Genomic DNA, 19,777 nt, shown 5'->3' with positions numbered 1-19,777 from the left:
TCTGGCCACCGGAGGCGGCGAGCTGCCATGATCGCTCGAAGTCGATAGCCACGGTACGGACAGGCCACGTCGCCGACCGTTACGCTGCGGCTGCATGTCGAGCGCCGCCACTGTAACAGGAAACAATCTTTATTATTAGGGGTACGACAATGGCCGCCACTCGCCTTCCGGGCACACCCCGGCTGCTACGCGCACTCAACGACCGCGCGGCGCTGGACCTGCTGCTCTCCCGAGGCCCACTGACCCGGGCGCAGCTCGGCGAGCTGACCGGCCTCAGCAAGGTGACGGCCTCCCAGCTGGTCGAGCGGCTGGAGGAGCGCGGCCTGGTCCGCCGGGTGGGTGAGCAGGCCGGCGGCCGTGGGCCGAACGCGCAGCTCTACGCGGTCACCCCGGGCAGCGCGCACGTGATCGGTGTCGATGTCGGGCCGGACTCGGTGCTCGCCGCCTGCGCGGACATCACCGGCACAGTGACCGGCCGCTCCGAGCTGAGCACCAAGGACACCGACGACCCGGTCGGGGTGGTGCACCAGGCCGTGGTCCAGGCCGCGAGCGACGCCGGGACCGACATCACCTCGGTACGCCGGGTCGTGCTCGGCACCCCGGGCCTGGTCGACCCGCAGTCCGGCGAGATCTCGTTCGCCTGGGACCTCCCGCGCTGGCACCGCGGCCTGCTCGCCGACCTGCGCCGCGACCTGAGCACCCCGGTCGTCTTCGGCAACGACGTGAACCTGGCCGCCGTCGCCGAGTCGAGCACCGGCGCGGCCGCCGGGGTGTCCGACTTCGCCCTGGTCTGGATCGGTCGCGGCGTCGGCCTGGCCAGCGTCATCGGCGGGCGGCTGCACCAGGGTGCTACCGGCGCGGCCGGCGAGATCGGCTACCTGCCGGTCGGTGGCGCCGAGGTGCCGCACAACGCGTCGCGGCGCGGGGTGAAGGGCGCGTTCCAGACCCTCGCGGCGGCCGAGGCGGTCAAGGCGATCGGCAGGCAGCACGGTTTCCGCGGCGCCGAGGCGGCCGACGTGGTGCGCGCCGCGGTGGACGCCGGCGAGGCGGGTGAGCCGGTGCTCGACGAGCTGGCCCGCCGTCTCGCGCTCGGGGTCGCCGCCACCTGCCTGGTGCTGGATCCGCCGCTGGTGGTGCTGGCCGGGGAGGTGGGCCGGGCCGGCGGCGCGGCACTGGCCGGCCGGGTGGAGCGCGAGGTGGCCGCGATCACGCTGGTCTCGCCGAAGGTCGTGGTGACCGGGGTGGCCGCCGAACCGGTGCTGCACGGCGCCCTGCGCACCGCTCTGGACGCGGTGCGCGACGAGGTGTTCGGGTCGACCACCGACTGAGCGGGTGACTCCGGCACGCCGCCGGATCGGCGACCCGCGCACATGGTTGGATGGACGCGTGCTGGAGGCTGCCGTAACCGTTCCGCCGGACGAGGACACCGTCATCGCGTTCGACCGCGTCAGCGTCGTCCGCAGTGGGAATCACCTGATCAACAGCCTGTCCTGGCAGGTCGAGCTGGACGAGCGATGGGTGGTGCTGGGCCCGAACGGCGCCGGCAAGACCACCCTGCTCAACATCGCGTCCGGCCGGCTGCACCCGACCCGTGGACAGGCGTGGGTGCTGGGCGAGCGCCTGGGCCGGGTCGACGTCAACGAGCTGCGCACCCGGGTCGGGATCACCACCGGCCGGCTGGCCGACCGGATCCCGCCGGACGAGAAGGTGCTCGACGTCGTGGTCACCGCCGCCTGGTCGGTGGTCGGCCGCTGGCGCGAGGAGTACGACCCGCAGGACGTCGCCCGCGCCCGGGACCTGCTCGACCAGCTCGGCATGACCGCCTTCCTGGGCCGTGAGTTCGGCACCCTCTCCGAGGGCGAGCGCAAGCGCACCCAGATCGCCCGCGCGTTGATGACCGATCCCGAGCTGATGCTGCTCGACGAGCCGACCGCCGGCCTCGACCTGGGCGGCCGGGAGACGCTGATCGGGCACCTGACCGAGCTGGCCCTGGACCCGGACGCCCCGGCCATGGTGCTGGTCACCCACCACGTCGAGGAGATCCCGCCGGGCTTCACCCACGGGCTGCTGCTGCGCGAGGGCTCGGTGGTCGCGGCCGGCCTGCTCGGCGAGGTGATGACCGCGGAGAACCTGACGAAGACGTTCGGTCTACCGCTGGTCGTGGACCGGCTCGGCGATCGGTACACGGCGCGGGCCGCCTGACATGCCGCGGGTCACCGTCGTCGGCAGCGCCAACATGGACCTGGTCGGGCTGGCCGAGCACCTGCCCCGGCCGGGGGAGACGGTACTCGGCGACGACTTCGTGATGACCCCGGGCGGCAAGGGCGCCAACCAGGCGATCGCGGCCGCCCGGGCGGGTGGCGCGACCACGTTCCTGGGAGCGATCGGGTCCGACTCGTTCGGGGTCACCCTCGGCTCGCGGCTGGCGGCGACCGGTGTGGACACCACCCACCTGCGGACCAGCTACGGCTCGTCCGGCGTCGCGGTGATCATGGTGGACCGGGCGGGGGAGAACTCGATCCTGGTCAGCCCCGGCGCGAACCGGACCTTCCTCGACCTCACCGAGGACGAGCTGGCCTGCGTGCAGGGGGCCGACGTGCTGCTGTGCCAGCAGGAGATCCCGCTGGCCACGGTGTCCGCGGCGCTGGCCGCCGGGCGCGCGGCCGGGACCCGGACGATCCTGAACGCGGCGCCCGCCCGGGAGCTGCCGCCCGGGCTGCTCGACCAGGTCGACCTGCTGGTGGTCAACGAGACCGAGGCGCGGGCGATCAGCGGCGGGTCGGCGTCGGACCTGACGGCGCTGCTCCCGCTGGTGCCCCGGGTGGTGCTGACGCTCAGCGGCGACGGCTCGCGCTACGTCGACCGGGACGGGCGGGACGAGCACGTGCCGGCGTTCCGGGTGGACGTGGCGGACACCACGGCCGCGGGCGACGCGTTCTGCGGTGCGCTGGCGGTCGCCTGGGCCGAGGGCCGGGAGCTGCTCGACGCCGTTCGCTGGGCCAATGCGGCGGGGGCCGTCTGCGTGCGCAAGGTGGGCGCGAGCAACGCGCTGCCGGACCGCTCGGAGATCGAGGCGCTCTACGCCGGCTAGGACTGCCGGGCGGTGGTGAGGAAGCGGGTGACCTCGGCCCGCAGCACCTCGGCGAGCTGGGACAGGCCTGTCGTGCCGCCCGCGCCGCTGCCCTCCACCGCCACGGCGATGCCGTCGATCAGGTTGTTGATCTCGCGAAAGCTGCGGGTCACCCCCTCCAGAACCCCGACCGCGTCGGCCGCCGCCTGCTGGACCGTGTTGACCTGGCCCATGATCTGCTCGCTGGACGCGCTGGTCTCGTTGGCCAGTTCCTTGACCTCGTTGGCCACCACCGCGAAGCCGCGTCCCGCCTCGCCGGCCCGCGCGGCCTCGATGGTGGCGTTCAGCGCCAGCAACCGGGTCTGCGACGCCACCTGGTTGATCAGGTCGACCGCGTGCCGGATCTCCTCCGAGGCGCTGCGCAGCGAGGTGACCGTGCCCAGCCCGTGCTCGGCGTCGTTCACCGCGCCCCGGGCGAACGTGGCCAGCCCCTTCGCGGACGCGCCCATCTCGGTGGCCGCTGTCGCCACCTGCTCGGAAACGGTCAGCACCGCGGACTCCAACTCGTCGGCGAGGGCGTGCCGGGCCCGGGTCGCCTCGGCGATCTGATCCGCGTTGCGGTGCATCGCGGTCACCGACTCGTTGATCTGCTCGGCGGCCAGCTTGAACGTGCCCTGCAACCCGGTGGTCAGGAAGCGCCGGTAGAAGCGCCCCTCGGCGGCCGCGGCGCAGGCGGCGCCGGCCTCCCGGGCGAACGCGTCCAGCCGGTCCAGCAGGCCGTTCACGGCGCTGCGGGCGGACAGCGCGGCCTCGCTGTCGCCGATCGGGGCGAGCCGCGCCTCGAAATCGCCGGCGGTCATCCGGCGGCAGGTCTCGGCGATCGCCAGCAGGCCGCTCTCGTCCCGGACCTCGATCCGCTTCATCGTCCCGGCCCGTTGGTCAGGGACCAGACCAGTTCGTCGTAGTCCATCCCGCGCTCGTCCAGCACGTCCTGGAGCGCCTGCCGGCCGGCCGCGACAGCGTCCGGGGTGTGACCGTGCCGGGACTCGGCGGCGCGCATCCGCGCGTAGAGGTCGCTGACCGCCTGGACCGCCGACCGCGCCGGGCGACGCCGGTTGGAGTGGTAGCCGACCACCCGCCCGGAGCTGCCGTAGGACGGGGTGATGTGCGCCAGCACCCAGTAGTGCGCGCCGTCGGCGGCCAGGTTCAGCACGTAGGCGAAGATCTCCCGCTGCTCCCCGAGCACGTCCCAGAGCAGTGCGAACACCGCGCGCGGCATGTCCGGGTGCCGGATGACGTTGTGCGGCTGCCCGACCGCCTCGCCCTCGGTGAGCGCGGAGATGCGCAGGAACACGTCGTTGGCGTAGGTGATCACGCCACGCGGATCGGTCTTCGTGACGATCATCTCGTGGTCGTCGAAGGTCCGCTCGATCCCGGTGGGCCGTACCCGCGTAGCTCTCATGATGTTTCGATCGTGCCGAATGCGGGCCGCCGATCAAGGCGAATCAGCGAGAAACGCGCGGTGTCCCAGGCGATCGTCGGGGTCGGCGGCGGGCCGGCGGCGGCGCGTCCGGCCGGCGAGGCGTGCCGCCGGTCCGCTCTCACCGGCGCACCGCCGGCTCCAGCGCCCGCTGCAGCGCCCGGTAGATCCGGCCGAAGCGCTGCGCGTTCGCCGTGCGCAGCAGCAGCACGTCGTCGCCGCGGACCCGGCCCCAGATCTCGATGGTGCGGGTGCCCTCGTCGTAGGAGCGGTCCACCCGCTCCAGCACCAGATCGGTCACCGGCACCGCGGCGAGCCCGACCAGCAGCCCGCCGACCACCAGCGCGACGGTGTGCGCGGCGTCCAGGCGGGCCACCAGCGCCACCCCGACCGCCAGCGCGCCGACCGCCAGCGGCAACAGGATGACCAGACCGAGAGCGCCACGCTTGGCGATCACCGACCAGGAGCGGCCGCCGCGGATGTGCCAGACCCGGGCCAGCTCACCCAGCCGGAACTCGCGGCCGTTCATCCGCACCCCGGACGAAGTGATCAGTACGTCCGGATCCCGGTAGTACGTGGTCATGTCCACCTCCTGGAGGCCCGCCCCCAGGATTACCCGTCGTAGGCTGTCGGCCAAACGGCAACCAACGGAGGTCGGCGTGGGCGAGTTCGTACGGCTGGAGATCGCGGACGGCATCGGGACGATCCGGCTGGAGCGGCCACCGATGAACGCGCTGAACACCCAGGTCCAGGAGGAGCTGCGGGAGGCCGCCACCAGCGCGGCCGGCGACCCGGACGTGCGCGCCGTCGTGGTCTGGGGTGGCGGGAAGGTGTTCGCCGCCGGCGCCGACATCACCGAGTTCACCACGGTCAGCTACCAGCACATGGTGGGCCGGGCCGCGGCGCTCTCCGCGGCCTTCGACGCGGTCGCCCGGATCCCCAAACCGGTGGTCGCCGCGGTCACCGGCTTCGCCCTGGGCGGCGGCTGCGAGCTGGCCCTGGCCTGTGACTGGCGGGTGGTCGCCGAGGACGCCAAACTCGGCCAGCCGGAGATCAAGCTGGGCATCATCCCGGGCGCCGGCGGGACGCAGCGGCTGGCCCGGCTGATCGGCCCGGCCCGCGCCAAGGACCTGATCTTCTCCGGCCGGATGGTGGAGGCGCCGGAGGCCCTGCGGATCGGCCTGGCCGACCGGGTGGTCCCGGCCGACCAGGTGTACGCGACAGCCGTCGACCTGGTCCGCCCGTTCGTCACCGGCCCGGCGCTCGCCCTGCGTGCCGCCAAGCAGGCCATCGACGCCGGCCTCAGCATGGACCTCGCGGCCGGCCTGGCGTTGGAGTCGCACCTGTTCGCGGGGTTGTTCGCCACCGATGATCGGGTGGAGGGGACGACCGCTTTCGTCGAGAAGCGCAAGCCTGATTTCACCGGACAGTGATGGTGAGCCTACCCGTCATCGGGACCGCCTAGACTGCGCACATGTCCATCGACCAGGGTGGTCCGAAGCACGCCCTCGGCATCGACTTCGGCACCTCGAACACCGTTGCCGTCGCGCGGTGGCCGGACGGCCGCGCACGGCCGATCCTGGTCGACGGCTCGCCGCTGCTGCCCTCCGCGGTCTACGCCGACGCCGAGGAGAATCTGCTGGTCGGCCGGGACGCGGTGCACAGCGCGCGGCTGGAGCCGGCCCGTTTCGAGCCGAATCCGAAGCGCCGGGTCGACGACGGCCTGGTCCTGCTCGGCGAGCGGGAGTTCACCGTCGTCGAGCTGATCACCGCGGTGCTCGCCCGGGTGGTGGAGGAGTGGCACCGGGCGGTCGGGCCGTACCGGCCGGAGACCACGCTCACCTGCCCGGCCACCTGGGGCGCCACCCGGCGCACCCTGCTCGCCGAGGCGGCCGACCGGGCCGGGCTGTCCGGCGCGCGGCTGGTCGCCGAGCCGGTCGCCGCGGCTACCTACTTCGCCGACGTGCTCGGCCGCGAGGTGCCGATCGGCTCGGTGCTGATGGTGCACGATTTCGGGGCCGGCACGTTCGACGCCAGTCTGGTCTCGCGCACCGCCACCGGCTTCGAGGTGCTGGCCGTCGACGGGCGCGACGACCTGGGCGGCCTGGACGTGGACGCGGCGCTCGTGGAGCACCTGCGGACCGACGCGTGGGAGCGTCTGCTGGAGCCGTCCACGGTCGAGGAGCGCCGGGCCCGCCGCCAGCTCTGGGACGACGTGCGGATCGCCAAGGAACGGCTGTCCCGGGCCCAGTCCGCCGACTTCGTGGTGCCACTGCTGGACGCCGAGGTGCACCTGACCCGGGACGAGTTGGAGCAGGTCGCCCGGCCGGTGCTGGAGCAGACCGTCCGGATCACCCGCAACCTGCTGAGGTTCGCCGACCTGCCGGCCGGCCGCCTGGCCGGGGTCTTCCTGGTCGGCGGGGCCAGCCGGATCCCGCTGATGGCGACGCTGCTGCACCGCGAGCTGGACGAGCCGCCGGTGGTGATCGAGCAGCCGGAGCTGGTGGTGGCCGAGGGCAGCATCCTGGCCGGGGCGGCGCTGCTGGCGTCCGAGCCGGCCGCGCCCGGGCCGACCGCGGAGCTGCGGCTGCCCTCGAAGAGCATGCCGGAGTTCGCGCCCGAGCCCGGGCCGGAGCCCGCCGCCGAGCCGGTCGATCTGGACCGGATGCCGGTCGTGACGCAGCCCGTCGCGGCCCGGTCCATCCCCGAGGCGGCCGGGGCGGCGCTGTCGAAGCGGACGCCCGGCGCCGCCGTCGTGGAGCCGGAGCCGGTGCCCGACGATCCGGAGCCGGAGCAGACCCCGGTGGACAACCGGGAGACCGAGGTGCGCCCGGAGCTGATCGTCGCGCCGCATCTGCGGCCGCCGGTCGACCCGTGGCCGGACGCGGACCCGCCGCACTGGCGGCCCGACCCGGACGCGACGGTCCCGACCAGCCCGCCGCCGCATCCGCGGCAGCCGTCCGAGCCGAAGAAGAGCCGCACCGCCCACCCGGTGGTGGCGCACGCCCGGCCGGTCTCGCCGCCGACCCCGACGCCCAAGCCGGTCTCCGGCCGGGCCGTGGTGGCGCCGCCCCGGCCGCCGTCCGTGCCCCAGCAGTCGCGGAAGAAGCGGCGCCCGGTGCCGCGGCAGCGGCAGCGGCCGGCGCAGCGCCCGAAACGGCGCCGCAGCCGGGTGCTCCGGTTCTTCCAGGTGCTGCTCAGCGTACTGACCATGATCTGCGTTCCGCTGGCCGCGCTGATCCTGGCGTACGGGTACGGCAACGGCCTCTCCTGGCAGCAGGACGCGATAGACGTCTTCAACGACATCGCCACCCTGCTGAACCTGAAGCCGTAGCAGGCGGTCGACGGCCGGCTTCCTCCGGCCGCGGCTGGACGTGACTCTCTCGACGGGTCCGGTCCCCGCTGGCGCCTATCCCCGGTCCTCGTCCCTCGCCTGAGGTTTCCCGTCCTTCTCGCCCTTCGCCGGGGGTTCCTCCTCCTGGCGCAGCTCACGCTCCCACCGGGCGAGCAGCTCGCGGTCGCGGCGGGACTGCTCGGTGTCCATCGAGCGCAGGAAGTCCGGATCGTCGTCGGGCGCGGACGGGCGGGCGGCCGGACGGCGGGCGGCGCCGGACGGACGGCCCCACAGGAAGTACGCGATCGGCCCGGCCAGCGGCAGGAGCAGCACGACCAGGACCCAGAGCAGCCGCGGCATGCCGCGCACGCGCTCCGCCGACAGGCACGCGATGAGCGCCAGGATCAGCAGGACCAACGCGACAGCGGCCAAGAGGATGAACAACCGGACCATGGGGCAATGATGCCCCGCCCGCGCCCGCCCGGCGACGATCAGAGCATGACAACCAGTCCGCCGACGAGCGCGAAGGCCACGGTGATCAGCGCGTAGGCCCGGATCGCGCGGGGCGCCGGCCGGGGCGGGCGGCCCCGCAGGCCGGGCGAGCGGTGCAGGGCCAGGCCCACGAGAGCGGCCCAGCCGCCCATCGCGGCGGCCGCGACCAGCCACTCGGCCACCCCGGCGCCGGGGTGCACGGCCGGGCGGGCGGCGAGCAGCGCGACGGCGGCCGCGGACAACCCGGTGCGCCGCCAGGCCAGCCGGGTGCGTTCCGGGGAGGCGCCCGGGTCGCGAGTCACTTCACCGTCCGGTAAAGCACGCTGGCGACCAGCAGCAGCGCGCCGATCGCCACGACGATGGCCAGGATCGCCGGGAACCGCGAGCGGGGCAGGTCGATGCCGAGCCGCATGGCCCGCTCGGCACGCGCCCAGTGATCAACGGCACGCAGCGCCACCACGCCGCCGAGCACCAGCAGCGCGATGGCGATGATCTCCCGGAGCCGGGCGATCGGCAGCGGCGGCAGGAACTGGGCGCAGGCCAGCCCGCCGGCGATCAGCGCGAGCCCGGTGCGGATCCAGGCCAGGAAGGTCCGTTCGTTGGCGAGCGAGAAACGATAGTCCGGGGTGGTGCCCTCGGAATGGGCGCCATCCGGGTCGAACCAGTTGCTCAGGCCACCGAACACTCCGCCGATTATTGACCTTATCGGTCAAGAAGGTCGTGCCAGAGGTTGCGTACTTCGTCACTCACGCAGGCCTCACGCGGGCGCCCGCAGCGGCACCACGGTGAGTCCGGACCGGAGCGGCCGTGGACCTGTCCCGCCACACCCGCGGGCGGTGGGAGAGGATGGGAACCGGGCAGGCGAAACCCGTCCAACGGTGATGCTTTTTGGCCGGACATGTCACGACACCTCCTCCTGGCCATGCTAGTGAGGTGTGTCACTCTGGGTGGCCGGCAACAGCAAAGCTACTGGCGGGTAACCTTGCCGTCAGTCCGTCCGGGCGGAGTGATCCGGCCGGCCCGGATGCGCGATGCGCAACGGTGCGGTCAATACAGGAGGTCGTAGGAGCGCGATGAATATCGTCGTACTGGTGAAGCAGGTGCCCGACTCCGGTGCCGAGCGCACCCTGAGCGCGAGCGACAACACCGTCGAGCGCGGCTCGGCGAGCAACGTCATCAACGAGATGGACGAGTACGCCATCGAGGAGGCGTTGAAGATCAAGGAGGCGCACGGCGGCGAGGTGACCGTGCTCACGGTCGGCCCGGCCGGTGCGACCGACTCGATCCGCAAGGCGCTCTCCATGGGCCCCGACAAGGCCGTCCACGTGTCGGACGACGCCCTGCACGGCTCCTGCGCGGTGGCCACCTCCAAGGTGCTCGCCGCCGCCCTCGGCCCGCTCGGCGCGGACCTGATCCTGTGCGGCGCCGAATCCACCGACGGCCGGGTCCAGGTCGTCCCGCACATGCTGGCCGAGCGTCTGGGCGTGGCCGCGCTGACCGGCGCGCGCAAGCTCACCGTGGACGGCTCGCAGCTGACCGTCGAGCGGCAGACCGACGAGGGGTACGAGGTGGTCACCGCCTCGACGCCGGCCATCGTCAGCGTCTGGGACACCATCAACGAGCCGCGGTACCCGTCCTTCAAGGGCATCATGGCCGCCAAGAAGAAGCCGCTGCAGAGCCTCTCCCTGAGCGACCTGGGCGTGGCCGGCGACGAGGTCGGCTTCGCTGGCGCCACCAGCCAGGTGCTGGAGTGGTCCAAGCGCCCGGCCCGCTCCGGCGGCGCCAAGGTCACCGACGAGGGCAACGGCGGCGAGCAGCTCGTCGCGTACCTCGCCACCGAGAAGTTCGTCTGAGGGGATAGCTAGACATGGCTGAGGTACTGGTCGTCGTCGAGGCCTCGCAGGCCGCCGGCGTCAAGAAGGTCACGCTCGAGATGCTGACCATCGCCCGCACCCTGGGCGAGCCGTCCGCTGTCGTCTTCGGCGACGCCGCGGCGCTCACCGAGAAGCTCGCCGAGTTCGGCGCCGCGAAGATCTACGCCGCGTCCGGCCCGGACGTGGAGGACCACGGCGCCGCGCCGAAGGCTACCGCGGTCGCCGAGCTGGTCAAGCGCGTCCAGCCGGCCGCCGTGCTGATCGGCTCCACCCAGGAGGGCAAGGAGATCGCCGGCCGGCTGGCCGTCAAGCTGGACAACGGCCTGCTCACCGACGCGGTCGACGTCGCCGCCGACGGCACCGCCACCCAGGTCGCCTTCGCCGGCTCCACGATCGTCAAGTCGAAGGTCACGCGCGGTCTGCCGATCGTGACCATCCGGCCGAATTCCACCACCCCGGTCGCGGCCCCGGCCACGCCGGCGGTCGAGCAGCTGTCGGTGGCCGTGTCCGACACGGACAAGCTGGCCACGGTCGTCGAGCGGGTCGCCGAGCAGAAGGGCTCGCGTCCCGAGCTCACCGAGGCCGGCATCGTCGTCTCCGGCGGCCGCGGCGTCGGCAACGCGGACAACTTCAAGCTGGTCGAGGAGCTGGCCGACCTGCTCGGCGGCGCGGTCGGCGCGTCCCGCGCGGCTGTCGACTCCGGCTACTACCCGCACCAGTTCCAGGTCGGGCAGACCGGCAAGACGGTGTCCCCGCAGCTCTACGTCGCGCTGGGGATCTCCGGCGCGATCCAGCACCGGGCCGGCATGCAGACCTCGAAGACGATCGTCGCGGTCAACAAGGACCCCGAGGCGCCGATCTTCGAGCTGGCCGACTTCGGCGTGGTGGGCGACCTGTTCAAGGTCGTCCCGCAGGCGGCGGACGAGATCCGCAAGCGGAAGTAACCCCGCTTCTGGTCACGGCCCGGCGATTTTCCGCCGGGCCGTCTCCATTTCCCCTGGTACGCCACCGCACCGCGCCCGTGGCGCGCAACCCGCCCGCCCACCGCGTCCTGACCCGGCCGGCTCGCCGGCGGCGGAGCGCCCCAGCACCGCCGGTCCGCCCGCGGCCCGCTCCGGGCCCTCCGGCTTCCCCTCGCCGCGGGCCCGGCCACGCCCTCGGCCCGCCCGCGACGCGGGTTTCTCGTCCGTCCGGGACCAGCCGGAAAGCGGGAGCCGCGGGTCGGCCGGGTAATGCGCGCGGGCCGCGGTTCGGCTGGCACCGGGCACGCCTCACGGCAGTGTGAGGCATCTCTCGCGCGCGGCGGGGGAGCGCGAGCCGTGGTGCCGCGCGGGGACGCCCCGGCGAGGTCCGGGGTGGCGCCGTCGGTGCCGGGGCCGGTGCGGGCGGGTTGGTTGGCAGCGGGACCAGCAGAACGGAACGAAGGGTCCGGCGATCGTCCTGGACGCGTAGCGGCCAGATCGCCGGGCCCGGCCTCGGCGTGAGCGGCGGTCCGTACACCGCTGGGCCTACGACATGAGGATCTGGCACTTGAACTTGATCTTGCGGGGGAAGCGCGGCACCGTGATCGTCGGCGGTGGCGTCCGGCCGTGAGTGAGTCGGGGCGTTCCGAGGAACTCGTTCTAGAGTGGGAAAAATGGCCTACCTCGATCATGCGGCGACCACGCCGATGCTCCCCGCGGCGTTGGACGCCTACGCGACCGCGGCCCGGGCGATCGGCAATCCGTCATCCCTGCACGCGGCCGGGCGCAGCGCCCGGCGGATGGTCGAGGAGTCGCGGGAGCGGATCGCGGCGGTGATCGGGGCGCGGCCCTCCGAGGTGATCTTCACGGGTGGCGGGACCGAGGCGGACAACCTGGCCACCAAGGGCGTCTTCTGGGCGCGGCGGGACGCCGATCCGGGGCGCCGCCGGGTGGTGGTCTCCGCGGTGGAGCACCACGCGGTGCTGGACGCGGTCGGCTGGCTCGGCCGGCACGAGGGCGCGGAGGTGACCTACCTGCCGGTGGACGGGACCGGGCGCGTCGACCCGGCGGGCTTCGCCGAGCTGGTGCGGGCGCACGGCGACGAGACCGCGGTGGTCAGCGTGCAGTGGGCGAACAACGAGGTCGGCACGGTGCAGCCGATCGCCGAGCTGGCCGCGCTGGCGGCCGGGGCCGGTATCCCGTTCCACACCGACGCGGTGCAGGCGGTGGGGCAGGTGCCGGTGGACTTCGCGGGCAGCGGGGTGGCGGCGCTCACGCTGACCGGGCACAAGCTGGGCGGGCCGGTCGGGGTCGGCGCGCTGGTGCTCGGGCGGGACGTGGCCTGCACGCCGCTGCTGCACGGCGGGGGCCAGGAGCGCGACGTGCGGTCCGGGACGCTGGACACCCCCGGAGTGGTGGCCTTCGCGGTGGCTGTCGAGACCACCGTGCGGGCCCGCGAGCAGTACGCGGAGCGGGTTGCCGCGTTGCGTGACGAGCTGGTGCGGCGGGTGCTCGCGGCGGTGCCGGACGCGATCCACAACGGTGACGCCGAGCACCGGCTCCCGGGGAACGCGCACTTCTCCTTCCCCGGCTGCGAGGGCGACGCGCTGCTGCTGCTCCTGGACGCGAAGGGGATCTACTGCTCGACCGGTTCGGCCTGTTCGGCGGGGGTGGCGCAGCCCAGTCACGTGCTGCTGGCGATGGGCGCCGACGATGCCCGGGCGCGGTCCTCGCTGCGGTTCTCGCTGGGGCACGACAGCACCGAGGCGGACCTGGACGCGCTGCTGGCCGCCCTGCCGGGCGCGGTGGAGCGCGCCCGCCGGGCCGGGGCGTGGAAGACGCCCAGATAGGCTTGGGCCATGCGAGTTCTTGCGGCCATGTCCGGCGGTGTCGACTCCGCGGTCGCGGCGGCCCGCGCCAAGGATGCCGGGCACGACGTCACCGGCGTTCACCTGGCGCTGGCGCGTAACCCACAGACCTACCGGACCGGCGCGCGCGGCTGCTGCACGCTGGAGGACTCGCGGGACGCGCGGCGGGCCGCCGATGTGATCGGCATCCCGTTCTACGTGTGGGACATGGCCGACGAGTTCCACGCCAGCGTCGTCGACGACTTCGTCGACGAGTACGCGGCCGGCCGGACGCCGAACCCCTGCCTGCGATGCAACGAGAAGATCAAGTTCGCGGCGGTGCTGGATCGGGCGGTGGCGCTCGGCTTCGACGCCGTGGTCACCGGGCATCACGCCCGGCTCGGCGCGGACGGGCTGCTGCGGCGCAGCGTCGATCTCGCCAAGGACCAGTCCTATGTGCTCGCCGTGCTGACCCGCGCACAGCTGGACCGGGCGGTCTTCCCGCTGGGTGACTCGACGAAGGAGCGGGTGCGGGCCGAGGCGGCGGAGCGCGGGCTGGCCGTGGCCGACAAGCCGGACTCGCACGACATCTGCTTCATCGCGGACGGCGACACCCGCGGCTTCCTGGAGGGGCGGCTCGGGTCCGCGCCCGGCGACATCGTCGACGGGCGGACCGGGGCGAGGCTGGGGACGCACAACGGGGCGTACGGTTACACGATCGGCCAGCGCAAGGGGCTGAACCTGCGGGTCCCGGCCGAGGACGGACGCCCCCGGTACGTGCTGTCGATCACTCCGGTGACCAACACGGTGACCGTGGGACCCCGGGAGGACCTCGAGGTCGACACGGTGACGGCGACCCGGCCGATCTGGCACGAGGCCTCCGCGAGCGTCCGTTGTGACGTGCAGCTGCGGGCTCATGGCGAGGTGGTGCCGGCCTCGGTGACCGTCGCCGCCGGGGAGCTGACCGCGCGCCTGGAGACGCCGGCCCGGGGGGTTGCCGCCGGCCAGGCGATCGTCGCCTACCGGCCGGATCCGGGCGGGGACATCGTGCTCGGCTCGGCCACCATCACGGCGGGCACCCGGGAGTCGGCCCATGCCTGATCTGCCCTGGCCGCCGGGCGCCGCGACGGGCATCGGCTCGCTGCCCGGCACCGACATCGCCGAGGCCCAGCGCATCGTCCTCGGTGAGCTGCCCGACCTGTCGCACCTGCCGGAGCTGCCGGACCGCGGCCCGGGGGCGGAGATCATCGGCCGCGGCGCGGGTTTCCTGGTCGAGATGCCCGTCCAGCTGTACGCGGGCCGCTGGCAGATCGCCAGTCGTCCCGGCACGGACCTGCGGCGTACGACGGACCTGCTGGAACGCGATCTGGACCAGCTCACCGAGCAGGCCGACGGCTTCACCGGCACGCTGAAGGTCCAGGCGGCCGGGCCGTGGACCCTGGCGGCCTCGCTCGACCTGCCGATCGGCGGGCGGATGCTGCGCGACCCCGGCGCGGTCCGCGACCTGACCGACTCGCTCGCCGAGGGGCTCCGGCGGCACGTCGCCGACGTGCGCAAACGGGTGCCGGGCGCGACAGTGCTGCTACAGCTCGACGAGCCGTCGCTGCCCGCGGTGCTGGCCGGGCAGGTGCCGACCGAGAGCGGCCTGAGCGCGTACAAGGCGGTGGACGGGCCGGACGCCGCGACCCGGCTGCGGACCGTGGTGGAGGCGGTGGGGGCGCCGGTCGTGGTGCACTGCTGTGCGCCGGACCTGCCCTGGCAGGTGATCCGCGACTCGTCGGCCCGGGCGGCCGCGTTCGACCTGTCGCTGGTCAAGGATCTGGACCCGGTGGGCGAGGCGATCGAGGCCGGCCTCGGGCTGTTCGCCGGGGTCACGCCGGCCAAGCCGGACTCCAGGCAGATCGCCGAGCGGGTGCGGCGGCTGTGGCAGCGGCTGGGCTTCCCCGCCGCGCGCCTGCCACGGCAGGTGGTCGTCACGCCGGCCTGCGGCCTGGCCGGAGCCTCCGTGCCGTACGCGCGGGCGCTGCTCAAGGCGTGTCACGAGGCGGGGCGGCGGATCTCCGAGGTGTGACCCCGGTTTTGTCGGGGGGTGCGACTACCGTGCCACGTAGGTTTCGCGAGACACGGAGGTTACGGTGACATCACCCAGCGCCGAGGCCAGCGCCCGCCACGCCGAGCTCGCCGACGAGATTCGCGGTCATCAGTATCGCTACTACGTCCTCGACGCGCCCACCGTCTCCGACGCGGAGTTCGACAAGCTGCTGCGCGAGCTCGAGGCGATCGAGACCGAGTTCCCCGAGCTGCGCACCCCGGATTCTCCCACGCAGAACGTGGGCGGCACGTTCTCCACGCAGTTCACCCCGGTCGAGCACGCCGAGCGGATGATGTCGCTGGACAACGTCTTCGACTTCGACGAGCTGAACGCCTGGGCGGAGAGGACGGCGCGCGACGCCGGCGGCCCGGTGCGGTTCCTCTGCGAGCTGAAGGTGGACGGCCTGGCCATCAACCTGACGTATGAGAAGGGCCGGCTGGTCCGCGGCGCCACCCGCGGTGACGGGCGCACCGGCGAGGACGTGACGCCCAACGTGCGCACCATCCGGGAGATCCCGGAGCGGCTGACCGGCGACGACGTGCCCGACCTGCTGGAGGTGCGCGGCGAGATCTACTTCCCGGCCGAGGCGTTCGCCGATCTCAACGCGTCGCTGGTGGAGCAGGGCAAGGCCCCGTTCGCGAATCCGCGGAACGCGGCGGCCGGCAGCCTGCGGCAGAAGGATCCGCGGATCACCGCGTCCCGCGGGCTGCGGATGGTCGTGCACGGCATCGGCGCGCGGGAGGGCTTCAGCCCCGCCTCCCAGTCCCAGGCGTACGAGGCCCTGCGGGCCTGGGGGCTGCCGACCAGCTCGCGGTGGAGGCTCGTCGACGACATGGCGGGCGTCCGCGAGTTCATCGACTACTACGGCGAGCACCGGCACGCCGTCGAGCACGAGATCGACGGCGTGGTGGTCAAGGTCGACGCGGTGGCGATCCAGGGCCGGCTCGGCTCGACCAGCCGGGCGCCGCGCTGGGCGATCGCCTTCAAGTATCCGCCGGAGGAGGTCACCACCAAGCTCCTCGACATCGCGGTGAACGTGGGGCGCACCGGGCGGGTCACGCCGTTCGCGGTGCTGGAGCCGGTGCCGGTGGCCGGGTCCGTGGTCGCCCAGGCCACCCTGCACAACGCGCAGGAGGTGGTCCGCAAGGGCGTGCTGATCGGCGACACCGTGGTGCTGCGCAAGGCCGGTGACGTGATCCCGGAGATCCTCGGCCCGGTCGTCGACCTGCGGCCGGCGGACGCCCGGCCGTTCGTGATGCCTACCGAGTGCCCGTCGTGCGGCACGCCACTGGCGCCGGCCAAGGAGAACGACGTCGACATCCGCTGCCCCAACAGCGAGTCCTGCCCGGGCCAGCTGTGGGAGCGGCTGACCACGCTGGGCAGCCGGGACGTGCTCGACATCGAGGTGCTGGGCTCGAAAGCGGCCAAGGCGCTGCTCGACTCGGGGGTCCTGCGCAACGAGGGCGATCTGTTCTCGCTGACCGAGGAGGACCTGCTCCGGGTGCCGTTCTTCGTCAAGCAGGACGGCACGCTCAGCACGAATGCCGGGAAGATGCTGCGCAGTCTGGAGGAGGCGAAGTCGCGGCCGTTCGGGCGGGTGCTGGTGGCGCTCTCCATCCGGCACGTGGGGCCCACGGCGGGCAATGCCCTGGCTCTGGAGTACGGCTCGATGACGGCGCTGGAGGAGGTGCTGGCGCGGACGGCCGCCGACCCGGAGGTGGTGGCGGCCAGCGCCGAGGCGGCTTCGCTCGCCACCGTCACGGAGACCGAGGACGGCGGGGCCGCCGAGGCCGCCGAGGGCGCGGCGGTGGAGACCGCCAAGCGGAAGGCGAAGGCGATCGACCCCATCGCGGCCGTCGAGGGGGTCGGGCCGATCATCGCGGACAGCCTGCGTGAGTGGTTCACCGTTCCGTGGCACCGCGAGATCGTCCGGAAGTGGCGCGACGCCGGCGTCAAGATGGCCGACGAGCGGGTGGAGACCGGGCCGCGGCCGCTGGACGGGCTCACCGTGGTGGTCACCGGCACACTGGCCGGGTTCACCCGTGATCGGGCGGCCGAGGCGATCACGTCGCGGGGCGGCAAGGTGAGCGGCTCGGTGTCGAAGAAGACCGGCTTCGTGGTGGTCGGGGAGAACCCGGGCAGCAAGTACGACAAGGCGGTCAGCCTCAAGGTGCCGGTGCTCGACGAGGCCGGCTTCGGGGTGTTGCTCGCCGACGGGCCGGACGCCGCGAGGGCGGTGGCCGAGGGCGCCGCCGAGGAGACCCCGGCGCAGGGCGTTGCCGCCGAGGAGACGCCGGCGCAGGGCGCTGCCGCCGAGGAGACCTCGGTGCAGGGGGCTGCCGCCGAGGAGACCCCGGCGCGGGGCGTCGTCGCCGAGGAGGCCCCGGCCGGCTGACGAGCCAGGCGGGGTGGCCGGGGCCCGGCCGGCGGCAACGGTCCGGGCGACGGGATGGTAGGGCTTCGATGAGTGCCGGATGTCACCCGAATTGGTGATCTTGAGAGGAAAACCCGTTTCGGGACACCTGTCGGATACATTGCTGGTTGCCGCTTTCTATCGTGTAGGCGATCGGTGATCGAGGCCATCGTGGAGGTCGTATGGACGCCGTCCGCCCCCGTACGGCTGCCTCCGGGCCCCGGCGCCGCCGCGCGCTGATCGTCACCGCGGCGCTGACCGCGGGCGCCGATCTGGCGCTCTGGGCGGCTGCCCCGGGCGCGTTCCGGGAGCTGCCGCCGGCGTACTGGATGATGGCGGCGCTCGCGGTGGTGGCCGACGCCCGGCCGCATCCGCTGCCCGGCCGCCGGGTCAGCCGGGTCATCCTGCCGTCCATCTGCTTCACCTTCGCGATCGTGCTGGCCTGGGGATTCGTGCCGGCCCTCGCGGTGCAGCTGGTCGCCGTGACCGTCGCCGGGGCACGGATGCGGCACGCGGTGCCGCGATCGGTCCACCTGGCGTTGCAACACGCCGCCGGGCTGGGGGCGGCGTCGGTGGTGGCCGGGCTGGTCTCGTGGCGGATCGGGGCCCGGCCGGACCTGCGCGACGCGGCGCTGACCTGCGCCGCGGCGGGGGCCTGGATGGCCGCCCGCCATGCGGTGGCGGCTCTGGTGCGGCGGTGGACGTCGGAACGGCGTACCAGGCATCGCCGCCGTGCCCGCGCCGACCTGCTCGGCACCGCAGCGCTGCTGCTGCTGGCCCCGGTCCTGCTGGTCGCCGCGCAGGTCAGCCCGGCCCTGCTGCCGCTGTCGCTGCTCGCCCTGCACGCCGTGCACCGGATGGTCCGCTGGGCCGGCGAGTCCGAGCGGGCCACCCGGGTCGACCCGCTCACCGGGCTGCCGAACCGGCGGGCCCTGCAGTCCACCATGTCCGAACGCGGGCCGGACCGGCAGCGCGCGCTGATCCTGCTCGACCTGGACCGGTTCCGCACGGTCAACGACGCGCTCGGGCACGGCGCCGGGGACCGGCTGCTGGCCCGGGTCGCCGACCGGCTCACCGCCGCGGTGCCCCGGCACGATCTGGTGGTACGGCTCGGCGGGGACGAGTTCGCGGTGCTCGCCACCCGGGTCGAGGGCGCGGCGTCGGCCCGGCGGATCGCCGAGCACCTGACCGAGGCGCTGAGCCGGCCGTTCCCGATGGACGGCACCCCGGTCGAGCTGACCGCCTCGATCGGGATCGCGCTGCAGTCCGGCCGTCGCGACGGCGCCACGCTGCTGCGCGAGGCGGAGACCGCGATGTACGAGGCCAAGGAGCGCGGCGACCAGGTGGCGGTGCACGGCCCGGACGCCGCGCACGCCTCGCCGGAACGGCTGGCCCTGCTCGCCGACCTGCGCGCCGCGCTGCGCGCCGAACCGCCCGGAGACGGGATAGAGCTCTACTACCAGCCGCAGATCGCCATCGCGACCGGCGAGGTGCTCGGCGTGGAGGCGCTGCTGCGCTGGCGGCACCCGCGGCGTGGCCTGGTCGGCCCGGAGGAGCTGCTCCGGGTGGCCGAGCCGACCCCGGTGATGCGGCTGCTCACCGCCCGGGTGCTGGACGAGGTGGTGGCGCAGCTGGCGGACTGGCGTCGGCGCGGGCGGCCGCTGCGGGCCGCGGTCAACGTGAGCGCCCGCGACCTGCACGCCGGCGACATCGCGGACCGGGTCGGCGGGCTGCTGCGCGACTACGAGGTGCCAGCCGACCTGCTGCAGCTGGAGATCACCGAGAGCGCGCTGATGACCGACCCGCACCGGGTGCTGGACACCATCACCCGGCTGGACCGGATGGGCGTGGCCATCTCGCTCGACGACTTCGGCACCGGTTTCTCCTCGCTGCAGCATCTGCGCCGGCTGCCGCTGGCGGAGGTGAAGATCGACCGCTCGTTCGTGCTCGGGATGGCTGACGACCGCGGCGACGCGGCGATCGTCCGCTCGGTGATCGGGCTGGCCGAGTCGCTCGGGCTGCGCGCGGTGGCCGAAGGGGTGGAGGACGAGGTCACCTGGCGGCTGCTCGCGGCGGCCGGCTGCCACGCCGCGCAGGGCTGGTTCCACGCCCGCCCGATGCCCGCCGCGGAGCTGGCCGGATGGCTGGCGCGCCATCGTCCCGTGCGGCCCGGGGTTCTTCGCGGGCCCTGGATCCCGGCGAAATAGACTCTG

Annotated in this window: 18 protein-coding genes; 12 read left to right on the top strand and 6 right to left on the bottom strand. The window is 73.6% G+C overall.

What is annotated here, in order from left to right:
- Positions 1-149: 149 nt before the first annotated feature.
- From Asi03nite_RS02845 to Asi03nite_RS02835, 3 genes are read left to right on the top strand one after another with little or no spacing between them, the layout of a single operon-like run.
- Positions 150-1,328 carry an ROK family transcriptional regulator gene (locus Asi03nite_RS02845; protein WP_203676774.1) on the top strand — a complete coding sequence of 393 codons (1,179 nt, stop codon included), beginning with the start codon at positions 150-152 and terminating at the stop codon, positions 1,326-1,328.
- Positions 1,329-1,386: 58 nt separating this feature from the next.
- A complete protein-coding gene (locus Asi03nite_RS02840) occupies positions 1,387-2,202 on the top strand; it encodes an ABC transporter ATP-binding protein (protein ID WP_239102317.1) in 816 nt (271 codons plus the stop codon).
- Between the two features lies 1 nt (position 2,203).
- The gene (locus Asi03nite_RS02835) at positions 2,204-3,091 is read left to right on the top strand and encodes a ribokinase (protein ID WP_203676773.1); all 888 of its coding nucleotides are present in this window, start codon (positions 2,204-2,206) and stop codon (positions 3,089-3,091) included.
- On the opposite strand, the gene Asi03nite_RS38390 is transcribed toward Asi03nite_RS02835, so the two are convergent.
- The 3 genes from Asi03nite_RS38390 to Asi03nite_RS02820 all read right to left on the bottom strand — a co-directional run bounded on the left by Asi03nite_RS38390 (position 3,088) and on the right by Asi03nite_RS02820 (position 5,133).
- Positions 3,088-3,993 carry a methyl-accepting chemotaxis protein gene (locus tag Asi03nite_RS38390; RefSeq protein ID WP_203676772.1) on the bottom strand — a complete coding sequence of 302 codons (906 nt, stop codon included), beginning with the start codon at positions 3,991-3,993 and terminating at the stop codon, positions 3,088-3,090. The two genes, Asi03nite_RS02835 and Asi03nite_RS38390, sit on opposite strands and share 4 nt — an antisense overlap.
- The gene (locus Asi03nite_RS02825; protein ID WP_203676771.1) at positions 3,990-4,532 is read right to left on the bottom strand and encodes a PAS domain-containing protein; all 543 of its coding nucleotides are present in this window, start codon (positions 4,530-4,532) and stop codon (positions 3,990-3,992) included. The genes Asi03nite_RS38390 and Asi03nite_RS02825 overlap by 4 nt, the downstream gene beginning before the upstream one ends.
- 139 nt (positions 4,533-4,671) lie before the next feature.
- The gene (locus Asi03nite_RS02820; protein WP_203676770.1) at positions 4,672-5,133 is read right to left on the bottom strand and encodes a DUF6232 family protein; all 462 of its coding nucleotides are present in this window, start codon (positions 5,131-5,133) and stop codon (positions 4,672-4,674) included.
- A 76-nt stretch (positions 5,134-5,209) separates the two neighbouring features.
- Here Asi03nite_RS02820 and Asi03nite_RS02815 point away from each other — a divergent pair, with 76 nt between their 5' ends.
- Positions 5,210-5,983, top strand: a complete 774-nt coding sequence (locus Asi03nite_RS02815; protein ID WP_203676769.1) for an enoyl-CoA hydratase/isomerase family protein — start codon at positions 5,210-5,212, stop codon at positions 5,981-5,983.
- Between the two features lie 41 nt (positions 5,984-6,024).
- Entirely contained in the window at positions 6,025-7,884 is a 1,860-nt protein-coding gene (locus Asi03nite_RS02810) for an Hsp70 family protein (RefSeq protein WP_203676768.1), read from the top strand.
- A gap of 75 nt (positions 7,885-7,959) precedes the next feature.
- Here the strand turns inward: Asi03nite_RS02810 and Asi03nite_RS02805 are convergent, their stop codons facing one another.
- The 3 genes from Asi03nite_RS02805 to Asi03nite_RS02795 are packed head-to-tail and all read right to left on the bottom strand — an operon-like array spanning position 7,960 to position 9,061.
- On the bottom strand, positions 7,960-8,337 hold the full coding sequence (locus Asi03nite_RS02805) for a PLDc N-terminal domain-containing protein (protein WP_203676767.1): 378 nt from the start codon (positions 8,335-8,337) through the stop codon (positions 7,960-7,962).
- Between the two features lie 38 nt (positions 8,338-8,375).
- Entirely contained in the window at positions 8,376-8,678 is a 303-nt protein-coding gene (locus tag Asi03nite_RS02800; protein ID WP_203676766.1) for a DUF202 domain-containing protein, read from the bottom strand.
- On the bottom strand, positions 8,675-9,061 hold the full coding sequence (locus Asi03nite_RS02795; protein ID WP_203676765.1) for a YidH family protein: 387 nt from the start codon (positions 9,059-9,061) through the stop codon (positions 8,675-8,677). Before Asi03nite_RS02795 ends, Asi03nite_RS02800 begins: the two co-directional genes overlap by 4 nt.
- A gap of 388 nt (positions 9,062-9,449) precedes the next feature.
- On the opposite strand from Asi03nite_RS02795, the gene Asi03nite_RS02790 reads away from it, so the two are divergent.
- The 7 genes from Asi03nite_RS02790 to Asi03nite_RS02760 all read left to right on the top strand — a co-directional run bounded on the left by Asi03nite_RS02790 (position 9,450) and on the right by Asi03nite_RS02760 (position 19,771).
- A complete protein-coding gene (locus tag Asi03nite_RS02790) occupies positions 9,450-10,229 on the top strand; it encodes an electron transfer flavoprotein subunit beta/FixA family protein (protein ID WP_203676764.1) in 780 nt (259 codons plus the stop codon).
- Between the two features lie 14 nt (positions 10,230-10,243).
- Positions 10,244-11,194: an electron transfer flavoprotein subunit alpha/FixB family protein gene (locus tag Asi03nite_RS02785; RefSeq protein ID WP_203676763.1), complete on the top strand. Its 951-nt coding sequence runs from the start codon at positions 10,244-10,246 to the stop codon at positions 11,192-11,194.
- A 692-nt stretch (positions 11,195-11,886) separates the two neighbouring features.
- Entirely contained in the window at positions 11,887-13,062 is a 1,176-nt protein-coding gene (locus Asi03nite_RS02780) for a cysteine desulfurase family protein (RefSeq protein WP_203676762.1), read from the top strand.
- A gap of 9 nt (positions 13,063-13,071) precedes the next feature.
- Positions 13,072-14,160, top strand: a complete 1,089-nt coding sequence (gene mnmA, locus Asi03nite_RS02775) for a tRNA 2-thiouridine(34) synthase MnmA (RefSeq protein ID WP_203676761.1) — start codon at positions 13,072-13,074, stop codon at positions 14,158-14,160.
- The gene (locus Asi03nite_RS02770; RefSeq protein ID WP_203676760.1) at positions 14,153-15,130 is read left to right on the top strand and encodes a methionine synthase; all 978 of its coding nucleotides are present in this window, start codon (positions 14,153-14,155) and stop codon (positions 15,128-15,130) included. The genes mnmA and Asi03nite_RS02770 overlap by 8 nt, the downstream gene beginning before the upstream one ends.
- 64 nt (positions 15,131-15,194) lie before the next feature.
- Positions 15,195-17,546, top strand: a complete 2,352-nt coding sequence (gene ligA, locus Asi03nite_RS02765; protein ID WP_203676759.1) for an NAD-dependent DNA ligase LigA — start codon at positions 15,195-15,197, stop codon at positions 17,544-17,546.
- A 200-nt stretch (positions 17,547-17,746) separates the two neighbouring features.
- Positions 17,747-19,771: a putative bifunctional diguanylate cyclase/phosphodiesterase gene (locus Asi03nite_RS02760; protein WP_203676758.1), complete on the top strand. Its 2,025-nt coding sequence runs from the start codon at positions 17,747-17,749 to the stop codon at positions 19,769-19,771.
- Positions 19,772-19,777 lie beyond the last annotated feature (6 nt).

It is taken from the genome of Actinoplanes siamensis (genome assembly GCF_016862395.1).
Classification (GTDB): Bacteria; Actinomycetota; Actinomycetes; order Mycobacteriales; family Micromonosporaceae; genus Actinoplanes; species Actinoplanes siamensis.
Note: the sequence above shows the minus strand (reverse complement) of the source record. Positions and strands in the feature narration are given on the sequence as shown.